General features: G+C 74.8%; 8 protein-coding genes. 1 reads left to right on the top strand and 7 read right to left on the bottom strand.

Features of this window, described 5'->3' with window-relative positions; genetic code table 11:
* Positions 1 to 121 precede the first annotated feature (121 nt).
* The 6 genes from ACFVVA_RS20875 to ACFVVA_RS20850 form a co-directional block, all read right to left on the bottom strand.
* Positions 122 to 829 carry a hypothetical protein gene (locus ACFVVA_RS20875; protein WP_387691469.1) on the bottom strand — a complete coding sequence of 236 codons (708 nt, stop codon included), beginning with the start codon at positions 827 to 829 and terminating at the stop codon, positions 122 to 124.
* Positions 830 to 1,131: 302 nt separating this feature from the next.
* Positions 1,132 to 1,917 carry a GNAT family N-acetyltransferase gene (locus ACFVVA_RS20870; protein ID WP_387691467.1) on the bottom strand — a complete coding sequence of 262 codons (786 nt, stop codon included), beginning with the start codon at positions 1,915 to 1,917 and terminating at the stop codon, positions 1,132 to 1,134.
* Between the two features lie 60 nt (positions 1,918 to 1,977).
* Positions 1,978 to 2,544, bottom strand: a complete 567-nt coding sequence (locus ACFVVA_RS20865) for an RICIN domain-containing protein (protein ID WP_387691465.1) — start codon at positions 2,542 to 2,544, stop codon at positions 1,978 to 1,980.
* Between the two features lie 43 nt (positions 2,545 to 2,587).
* Positions 2,588 to 3,442, bottom strand: a complete 855-nt coding sequence (locus ACFVVA_RS20860; RefSeq protein ID WP_387691463.1) for a peptidoglycan-binding protein — start codon at positions 3,440 to 3,442, stop codon at positions 2,588 to 2,590.
* Between the two features lie 42 nt (positions 3,443 to 3,484).
* Positions 3,485 to 4,390, bottom strand: coding sequence for a CAP domain-containing protein (locus ACFVVA_RS20855; RefSeq protein ID WP_387691461.1), 906 nt, complete (start codon positions 4,388 to 4,390; stop codon positions 3,485 to 3,487).
* Positions 4,391 to 4,523: 133 nt separating this feature from the next.
* On the bottom strand, positions 4,524 to 7,454 hold the full coding sequence (locus ACFVVA_RS20850; RefSeq protein ID WP_387691459.1) for a BTAD domain-containing putative transcriptional regulator: 2,931 nt from the start codon (positions 7,452 to 7,454) through the stop codon (positions 4,524 to 4,526).
* Between the two features lie 121 nt (positions 7,455 to 7,575).
* On the opposite strand from ACFVVA_RS20850, the gene ACFVVA_RS20845 reads away from it, so the two are divergent.
* Positions 7,576 to 9,057: a BTAD domain-containing putative transcriptional regulator gene (locus tag ACFVVA_RS20845; RefSeq protein WP_387691457.1), complete on the top strand. Its 1,482-nt coding sequence runs from the start codon at positions 7,576 to 7,578 to the stop codon at positions 9,055 to 9,057.
* Here the strand turns inward: ACFVVA_RS20845 and ACFVVA_RS20840 are convergent.
* A complete protein-coding gene (locus tag ACFVVA_RS20840; RefSeq protein ID WP_387691455.1) occupies positions 9,051 to 9,551 on the bottom strand; it encodes a hypothetical protein in 501 nt (166 codons plus the stop codon). The genes ACFVVA_RS20845 and ACFVVA_RS20840 overlap by 7 nt on opposite strands.
* Between the last annotated feature and the right edge of the window lie 435 nt (positions 9,552 to 9,986).

Here is a 9,986-nt window from a genome sequence, read left to right as displayed (position 1 = left end):
GGGAGCCACGGGGCGTCGGCGTGGGGGGCGCCGTCCCCGCCGGCCGGGGGCTGCCGGCCGGGGGGGGGGCTGGGCGGGGGGGGGGGGGCCGTGCGCCGCCCCCGCCCGGACCACCCGGGCATCACTTCCAGTTGAGGCCCTTGCCGAGGGTGTACGGCTCGCCCCAGTACTCCGCGCCCGCGACCTTGGAGGCCTCCGGGGACATCGCCACCGCACAGGACGTGGCGGACTGGCCGTTGGTGAAGCCCTTGGGCAGCGACTCGCTCTTGCACTTGGGGAAGGAGCCGATGACCATCAGCTCCTGCGCCTCGGTGCCGTCCGCCAGCAGGCCCTTCATGTGGTTGACGCTGGTGTAGGACAGGTCGGTGCTGCCGGCGTTGGTGACCTTGTAGTGGATGTAGTACGGCACCAGCCCCTTGGCCTTGTCGCCCAGGTTGAGCGAGGTGAGGTCGGCCGGGTCGCCCTTCTCGATCGAGGTGACCGCGAGCGCGATGGTGCCCTTGGTGCTGCCCGAGCTGAACGGGATGGTGGCGGCGTCGCCGAGCTTCAGGGTGGTCCCGGCCGCCGGGGCGCTGCCGGCCGGCGCGGGCGCGGCGGCCGTACCGGAGGCGGTGCCGCCCGCCGGGACGGAGGCCGAACCGGGGGCGGCCGGGGTGGTGGCCGCGGCGCTCGGCGAGGCGGCCTGGGTGGCGGGCGCGCCGGTCGCCGGCGGGGTCGTCGCGGTGTCGGACGACGAGGCGTCGTCGTTGCAGGCGGTCAGGGTGAGCGCGCCGACAGCGGCCAGCGAGGCCAGGGCCAGGGCGTGGCGACTGCTGCGGATGGGCTTCACGTGTGGATCCCCCGTGGTTGCGGACCCCCGGTCCCGGCGGTCCTCCTGAGGGACGTTCATAGCGCAGCGCGAACGATCGGGACCATGGGTTCGGCGCCGCTTTGACACGCTCGTGACGAGTCCCTGGCGCGGCTGTGACAAGGGATATCGACTCGTGATCCGCCGCCCGGCCGGGCGGCGGCGAGGCGCGGCCCGGGGCCGGTGCGGGGGCTGTGGGGCGCCGGTGCGGGGCGGGTGAGGGGCGCGTGGAGGAGCCGTGACCGGTCGCTCGCGATCCGGGCCGCGGCGGACCGGACCGCGCCCTATGAGGTGGCGCCGAGCACCAGCTCGTTGTACGTGGCGACGGTGGTGAAGCCGAGCCGCTCGTACAGCCGGATCGCCGGGGCGTTGTCGGTGCGGACGTTCAGGCCCAGGTGGTCGGTGCTCGCGGCCAGCCGGCGGCAGAGCGCGGTGACGCAGGCCCGGGCGAGGCCGCGGCCGCGGGCGTCGGGGTGGGTGGTGACGTTGCCGAGCACGGCGACCCGCTGGGCGGGTGAGTGGACGTGCACTCCGGCGACGGCCAGCAGCCGGCCGTTCTCGCGGACGCCGACGTAGCCGCCGCCGGCCAGCATCCGGGGGTCGAACCAGGAGTCGGGGTAGGACTCGGCGAGCAGGGCGCGGACGCCGTCGACGTCGGCGAGGCCCAACGGCCGGGTCTCGTGGGTGTCCTCGGCCGGGAGCTCCGCCGTGAGGAGCATCCGCAGCAGCGGGGTCCGGCGCTCGACCGCGTAGTCGGGTGCGAGCGCCCGCTCGGCGCCGTCCGGCAGCCCGGCCGTGAACCGGCGGGGGAGGAAGGGGCGGAGGTCGCGCAGCAGCGCCTCCAGCGGGGGGAGGCCGGCGGGCCGGGCGAAGGCGAGCAGGACGGGAGTGTCGCCGCCGCTGTAGAGCAGTGCGACCGGTCCGTGTCCGGCGTCGGGAGCGGCGGTGTACCAGGTGGTGTTGGGCCAGAGGGTGTCGTCCAGGTCGCCGAGCTCGAAGAGGTGCAGCGCCGGATCGGTGCGGAAGCGGGCGGCGAGCGCGGCGCGGTCGTGCAGGCTGATGAGGGGCACGCGGACGAGGATAGGCCCGGTCCGCTCGACGTCGAGGAGCGGACCGGGCCCGGTGGTTCGTCAGCCCAGCAGCCAGCGCTGGGCCGGGTCGCCGGTGTTGCAGGAGGTCACCCCGGTGGCCTGGCCGCCGCCGTTGGAGGTGAGGCACTGCCCGGTGGCCGCGCTGATGATCATGTACCAGCCGCGGTCGTTGTCGGTCAGCAGCCACTTCTGGTTGGCCGGCATCCAGTCGCCGGTCGGCCGGTTGAGGCCGTCCAGCCCGCCGGGGGTGTCCCAGAGGCGGACCGCGCCCGAGCCGGTGTCGAGGTCGACGACCTTGCCCTGCCCGTGCGAGATCGCCGTGGTGCCGTCGCAGTACTTCCAGAACGACCAGGTCTGCGCGGGCGACTGGTTGGCCGGATAGATGATGATCGGCTGACCGTTGGCCTCGACGTTGTGGAACAGGTCGAGCGCGCCGGCCCCGGAGCCGTTGTTCACGGCCGTCATGCCTCCCACGGACGGCGACAGGTCGCAGGCGCCGGCCTGCGCCGCCTGTGCGGCGGGCGCGCCCGCCACGACCGCCCCCGCGACGGCCGCGACGGTCCCGACCGAGGCGAGGAGCCTGCGGGTACGGGTGATGGTGCTCATCGGTTTCTCCTTCTGGTGAGGTGGGTGTGCCGTGTGCCCGGCGTCAGCCGCGCGGGACCGCGAGCGCGGCCCACTGCTTGGGGCCGGGGACGCCGTCGGCGTCCGCGCCCGAGTCGCCGAGCTTGTGCTGCCAGTTGCGGAAGGACTCGCGGTCGGCGCCGGACCACTCGGGCCCCGGGCCCTCGGCGTAGGCGGAGCAGCCCTCGGCGACGAGGCGCTCTCCCATCCGGGTGATGACGTCGCTGTTCTGGCCGTCGTGGAAGAAGCCGGCGCCGGGGAAGGGCTCGTAGCCACCGTCGCCGTCGCCGCCGGCCGCCGGGGCGGTGCCGGACGGGGCGCCGCCGGCGGGGCTGTCGTCGGCGGACGCCTCCTGCCCGAAGTAGAGCGCCCCGGACCGGTCCTTCCACTGCGGATCGGCGAGGACGACGCCCTCGGCGAAGTCCGGGATGCCGTAGCCGTGGACCCAGTCCGAGTGGCGCTCACGGGTCTTGAGGTAGACGCCGTCGCCCTCGGAGCTTCCCCCGTCGTTGGTGTTGCCCTCGACGGTGGTGATGGTGGAGCTGGTGTAGGCGACGCAGATGCCGGTGTGGCTGCCGCCGCCGGGCCCGAAGAAGACCTGGCCGCCGATGACCGGGTACTCGGTGAAGCGGTCGCGTTCCTTGAACCAGGCGACGCCCTCCGCGCAGGAGGCGCTCACCGGGAAGCGCCCGTCGTTGCCGGACTGCTCGGCGCACCAGGCGACGAAGGTGGCGCACCAGGCCTCGCCCTGGGACCACTCCAGGCCGGCGACGGCGGGGGAGAACTTCTGGATGTTGTTCCAGTGCCCGCCGCTGCGGCCCTCGTGGTAGCCGACCTCGTCTCGGGCGATGCGGATCAGGTCCGCCGCGTTCGAGGACATGGGTAGGGACTCCTTGCTGCTGGAAGGGTGCCGGTCGGGGTCTCAGGCCTTGCCGAAGGTCTGCACGTAGCGGCCCCAGTTGCCGCGCTGGCGGGGCGCGTAGCCGATGCCGATGAAGTTGTAGTCGGGGTTGAGGATGTTCACCCGGTGGCCCGGGCTGTTCATCCACATCTGCATCGCCTCCGGCACGCTGTTGCTCGGGGTGACGTTCTCGGCGGAGGCCCGCGAGGAGAAGCCGGCGGCCGCGATGCGGTCCCAGGGGCTGCTGCCGTCGGTGCCGTTGTGCTGGGTGAGGTCGTGCGAGGCCATGTCGTTGGCGTGGCGCTGGGCGGCCGCGCTGAGGCGGTCGTCCAGGCGCACCGGCGGGGCGCCGACCCGGCCGCGCTCGGCGTTGACGGAGTTCAGCATCTCGGTGCGGAAGTCACCGCCGCCGCCGGGCTGGGGCTGGGGCTGGGGCTGCGGCTGGGGCTGCTGCTGGCCGCCGCTGCCGGCGCTCCCGGCCGGGACGAGCTGCCAGCGCTGCGCCGGGTTGCCGTCGTCCTGCTTGGCCAGGGTGAGGGGCGAGCCGGGGGCGGCGGCGGTGAGGAAGAGCATGCCGTCGTTGGTGCGGGTGGTGCGGATGCGCACCCAGTCGTTGTCGAGGGGCTCGAAGCACCAGTGCTGGTTGGGCTGGTTGTGCTCGTTGTAGAGCCAGGTCTGGCCGATGGAGTAGTTGAAGTCCATGACCATGGCCTGGCCGCCTGCGTGCCGCCCGGTGGTCAGCAGGGTCTCCAGGAGGAAGCTGCCGTTCTCCTTGGCCCAGAAGGTCCAGCCCTGGGCGGTGGTGCCGTTGGGGCCCCAGGACTGGATGGCGGTGCCGGCGGTGGTCTGGCTGGAGCGGAGGTCGGCGACGGTTCCGTTGGCGGACTTGAGCGTCCAGTTCTGACCGTGCTGGGGGAGCGTGGGCATGGTTGCGCCTCTCGTCTGTGGTGTCGCCCCGGGCCGCAACCGCTGCGGCCCGGGGCCTGACGAGAGAGACGTTCCGGCACTGCGGTAGACGGTCGGTCAACGCGCGTAGTGCACCTCCGCGTTGATACCGCGTCTACCGCTCCAGCAGCCCCCTGACCTGCTCGGATTCCTCCTTGAGCCCCAGCCGCTCGTACACCTCCAGGGCGTCCGTCAGACAGGCCCGAGCCTGGCGCGGGCGGCCGAGGCCGGTGAGCGCGGTGCCGAGGGTGCGCAGCAGGGCGGCCTCCAGGGCGGCGCTGGTGCGGCGGGCGAGCGGGAGGACGGCCTCGGCGGCGTCGACGGCGAGCAGCCAGCGGCCGGCCTCGGCGTGGATGCGGGCGGCGAGGTCCCCGGACGCGGCGGCGAAGACGGTGACCTGGAGGGCGGCGAACTCCTCGCGGGCACCGACGGCGTGGGCGAGCGCCGCCTCCGGGTCGCCGCACAGCCGCAGTACCCGGGCGAGGTAGTAGCGGCCGGTCGCGGCGGAGACCGGGCCGGAGTCGCTCATCAGGCGGGCGCAGCGTTCGGCGGCGTCCCGGGCCTCGTCGAGGCGTCCGGTCTGGGCCGCGCTGAAGGCGAACTCGCCGAGCGCGCTGCCCTCGGAGCGTCCGGCGTCCAGGCGGCGGAACAGCCCCGCGGCGCGGCCGGCGTGCTCGGCGGCCTCGGCGTAGCGGCCGTGGACGCGGGCATTGCCGCCGAGGGTGAGCAGGGCCTTGGCGAGGACCCGTTCGGTGCCGGTGGCGGTGCAGATGTCGACGACCCGGCGGATCTCCTCCGCGGACTCGGCGTAGCGGTTGACGTGCCAGAGCATGGAGCCGCGCACGTACCGGGCGAGGGCGTGCGGGCCGTGGTCGCCGCGGGCCTCGGCTTCACCGGCGAGGCGTTCGGCGAGGTCGGCGATGACGGTGGTCTGGGTGCGTTCGGCGAGCACCGAGCTCATCCGGTCGGCGAGTTCGGCGGCGCGGTCGAGCGGCACGGCCGGGTCGGCGCAGCTCAGGGCGATGACGGCGGCGTGCACCTCGGCCTGCTCGCGCATCCAGCGCACGGCTTGCGCGCCGTCGGCGACCGGTCGGCCGGGGTGGGACACGGCCGCGTCGAGCAGGCTGAGCTCGACCGGGTCGGGCCTGCGGGCGGCGAGGTCGGCGTTGCGGGCGCTGGCGAGGCAGAAGTCGAGCAGCCGGTCGGTGGCGGCGGTGCTCTCGGCGGCACCGTCCTCCTCGGCGAGCCGGCCGCGGGCGTAGGCACGGACGAGGTCGTGGAACCCGTAGCGGCCGAAGCGCGGGGAGTGCAGGAGATTGAGGTCGACGAGGGTTTCGAGCAGCTCTCCGGTCTCGGCCTCGGTGCGGTCGAGCAGGGCGGCGGCGCAGGGCAGCGGGACGTCGGGGGCGTCGGGCAGGGAGAGCAGCCGGAACGCGCGGGCGAGTTCGGCGTCGAGGCGGCGGTAGGAGAGCGCGAAGGTGGCTTCGACGGTCCGTTCGCCGTCGCTGAGTTCGGCCAGCCGGTGCTCGCGGCGAAGCCCTTCGGTGAGCGCGGCCAGGGTGAGGGAGGGGTCGGCGGCGAGCCGGGAGGCGACGATGCGGACGGCGAGCGGCAGCAGCCCGCACGCCCGGACGACCTGTTCGGCGGTCCCGGGCTCGGCGGCGACGCGTTCGGCGCCGACGATCAGGGTGAACAGCTCCAGCGCCTGCTCGGGCGGCAGGGTGTCCAGGCGCAGCTGGTGGGCCCCGGCGAGGCCGGTCAGCCGGTGGCGGCTGGTGACGAGGACCGCGCACCCGGGTGAGCCGGGCAGCAGCGGTTCGACGTGGCCGGTGGTGGCGGCGTTGTCGAGGACGACCAGGACGCGCCGCCCGGCCAGGGCCGAGCGGTAGAGCGCGCTGCGTTCGCCGGTGTCCGGCGGGATCTCGCCCGGGTCGACACCGAGGTCCCGCAGGAAGCCGGCGAGCACCGTGCCGGGGTCGGGCGGGGTGCGGTCGGCGCCGCGCAGGTCGGCGAAGAGCTGTCCGTCGGGGAAGCGGTCGCGGACCCGGCGGGCCACGTGCACGGCGAGGGTGGTCTTGCCGACGCCGCCCATGCCGTCCAGGGCGGAGACCACGACGGCCCGGCCGCCGGCGCCGGCGAGGCGGTCGGCGAGGGTCTCGGCCTCCTCGGTGCGGCCGGTGAAGTCGGGCAGGCCGGACGGGAGCTGGTCGGGCGCCTGCCAACTGTCGGTTTCGGCGGCGGCCGGTTCGGTCGGGCCGGCGGTGGCGTTCGCGGGCAGCAGGGAGGCGTCCTCGCGCAGGATGCGCAGCTGGAGCCCGGCCGGTCCGTCCTCGCCCGGCGGGAGCCAGGCGCGGGCGTCCTCGTACACGGCGAGCGCCTCGGCCTTGCGCCCGGCCTGGTAGAGGGCGCGCATCAGGAGGGCGGTGAGCCGGGGGCGGCCGGGGTGCTCCAGGGCGAGGGCGGCCGCCGCGGCGGTGAGGTCGGTGCGGTCGCCGAGGTCGGCGTCCAGCTCCAGTTCCGTCTCCTTGGCCGAGACACGCTGTTCGGTCAGGTGGGCGCGGACGGCCTCGGCGTGCGGTCCGGGCAGTCCGGCCAGTGCCTCGCCGACCCACATCCGGTGGGCGCGGCGCAGCACCTCCCGGACCTCCTGCGGCGGCGCGTCCGCGTCGCGCAGCCGTCGGGCCTCGGCCAGCAGGGCGTCCCACGCGGCCGAGTCCAGCTCGGCCCCGGCCGCCTTGAACGCGTAGCCGTCGCCGACCCGGACCAGCGGCATCCGCTCCGGGTCGTCCCCGGCGTACGGCCGGAACGCGGCGCGCAGCCGGGAGACGGCGAGCTGGACGGCCTTGCGCGGGTCGGCCGGTGCGGCCCCGCCCCACACCCCCTCGACCAGCACCGGGACGGCCACCGTCCGCCCGGCCGCGCCCAGCAGGACGGCGAGCACGGCCCGCTGCTGCGGCCTGCCCAGTTCCAGCTCCTGCTCCCCGTACCAGGCCCGCAGTGGTCCCAGCAGTCCGAACCGCAGTCCGGACCCCCCGATGTCACCCATGTCCCGTCCCCGTCCCGTCCCCGAAAGCCGTTCTGTGCCGGGATCCCGCCAGTTCCGGCCGGACGGCGGGGCCCCCATACCCCGGCGGCCTATTCTCTGTCACAGATTGTGTACCGGATCGATGTCTTTCGAGAGGTGGGCGGTGGGGCTCGATTTCAGCCTGCTGGGTCCGCTGCGGGCCCGGTGCGAGGGCCGTGAGCTCGACCTCGGCCGGCCGCAGCAGCGGGCCGTGCTCGCGGCGCTGCTGATCCCGCCGGGACAGCTGGTGTCCACGGATCGGCTGGTCGAGGACCTGTGGGGGGCGGACGACACCCGCTGGCCGAAGGATCCGGTCGGGCAGATCGGCACGCACATCCACCGCCTGCGGCGTGCCCTGGGCACGCCCGGACTGCTGGTCGGGACCGCGGGCGGCTACCGGCTGGAGGTGCCGCGCACGGCGGTGGACCTCTTCCGTTACGAGGCCGCGGTGGCCGAGGCCATTGCGCTGCGTCACCATGACCCCTTGCGGGCACGCGAGTCGCTGGCGCGGGCACTGGGTTCCTGGGAGGGGCAGCGCGCCCTGGACGGGGTGCCCGGGGCGTTCGCCGAGCGGGTCCGGGAGCGGCTCGCGGCGGGGCGGTTCGCGGCGGTGAAGGCACTGCTCGGCCTGGACCTGGCGCTCGGCCGGCACGCCGAGGCGCTGGATCCGCTGGCCGGGCTGGCGGCGTCGTACCCGCAGGACGAGGAGGTACACCGGCTGCACCTGCTGGCGCTGCACCGCTGCGGCCGTACGGCGGAGGCGCTGGCGGGGTACGAGGCGCTGCGGGAGCGGCTGGACGGGGAGCTCGGGCTCGAACCCGCCCCGGCGCTGGTCGAGCTGGCGGAGCAGATCCGGCGCGGCGAGACCCCGGTGCTGCTGCGGCGGCTGCCGAGGCCGTGCCAGCTGCCGCCGGACATTCCGGACCTGGTCGGGCGGGCGGCGCAGGTGCGGGAGGCGGAACGGGCGCTGCGGGCGGGCGGCAGGCCGGTGCTGGGGCTGTCGGGCCCGGCGGGCTGCGGCGCGTCGGCGCTGGCGGTGCATGTCGCCCACGCCGTCCAGGACGCCTTCCCGGACGGGCAGCTGTACGCGGGCAGGCAGCTGTACGCGGGCGGCGGCGGCTCGGGCGCGGTGCTGGCCGGCTTCCTGCGGGCGTTGGGGGATCGCGCGGACTCCTCGGCCGGCCTCGACGAGCTGTCCGCGCGCTACCGCGCGGCGCTCGCCGGGCGTCGGGTGCTGGTGCTGCTCGACGGGATGGCCGAGCCGGGGCCGCTGCTGCCGGCTGCGCCCGGCTGCGCCGCGGTGGTGGCGGGCGCGGAGCCGGGCGCGCTGCCCGGGGACGCCGTGCGGCTGGCGGTGGGACCGCTGGAGCCGCACGACGCCTACGAGCTGCTGGCCCGGATCGCCGGCGCGGAGCGGGTCCGGCGGGAGCCGGAGGCGGTGGCCGAGGTGGCCGCGCTCTGCGGCCACCTGCCGGTGCTGCTGCGGACGGCGGCGGAGCGGCTGGCCTCCCGGCCGCGGTGGACGGTGGCCGACCTGGTCAGCTGGCTCGCGCTCCGGGGGGACGCGCCGGGGAGACCTCAGTAGAGGTCGGAGGAGAAGAAGACCGAGCCCGGGCCGGAGAAGGGGCCGCGGTCGGAGGAGTGCGCGAGCCGGGGGATGATGCCGCCGCCCCAGTAGACGCCGGAGGTGCCGTTGACGGTGACGGTCAGCTTGGCGTGCGGGTGGCCGGCGGTGCCGGACGACCAGCAGGCGTAGCCGTTGGCGGCGTAGACGACGAAGTTGCCGTCGACCTGCATGACGGCCTTGTAGCCGCAGCCGACGGTGTTGCTGGCCATCTTGACGTCGGTGCCGAACTGGTAGACGACGAAGTTGCCGTCGGGCTGCATGATCATCCTGGTGGAGCCGGACTCGATGTACCAGCCCGGGTAGAGCGGCTCGTCGTCCCAGATCGAGACGTGGTCGGTGGCCCGGTCGATCGCCGCCTCCGCGGTGCCGGTGGAGGCCACGGCCCCGGCCAGTGCGAGCGCGGTGGTGGCGGTGGCCAGGGCGATCTGCCGGAGGGCCTTCATCGTCTTCATGTCCCCGTGTACCTCGTGGTTCTCTCGTGCGATCGCGCCGCCAGGTCCTCGGGGCGCGGTGTGGCACGAGCTTGGGGGAGGGCGGTAGACAAACGATGAACGCCGGCGTTCATCGGCGTCCGGGGGTGGGGCGGGGACGGGACGGAGCGGAGCCGGGCAGGGGCGTTTGGCTTGGGCCCGGAGTAGGAGTACTGTCTCCTAGTCGCCTGACAGGGAGCACCGGACACGCAGCTGCGCGGACGGTCCCGGGGTGGCCAATCCTCTGAAACACCACTTCCCGGTTCGGGCCGGGTCGCTTCGCCTGCGTGCGTCGTGGCCTGGTGCGTATTCGGTGTGCTCGTTTTATTGGGTTGCGGTCGGATTCGCTTTTCGGAGCGGGGATCGGCTAGAGTTTGAAACGTCGGACAGGGCGTCAAGCCCCGGAAGACACCGGCG

This window comes from Kitasatospora sp. NPDC058048, assembly GCF_042885555.1.
GTDB classification, from domain to species: Bacteria; Actinomycetota; Actinomycetes; order Streptomycetales; family Streptomycetaceae; genus Kitasatospora; species Kitasatospora lactacystinica.
This window is presented reverse-complemented; position numbering and strand designations above follow the sequence as displayed.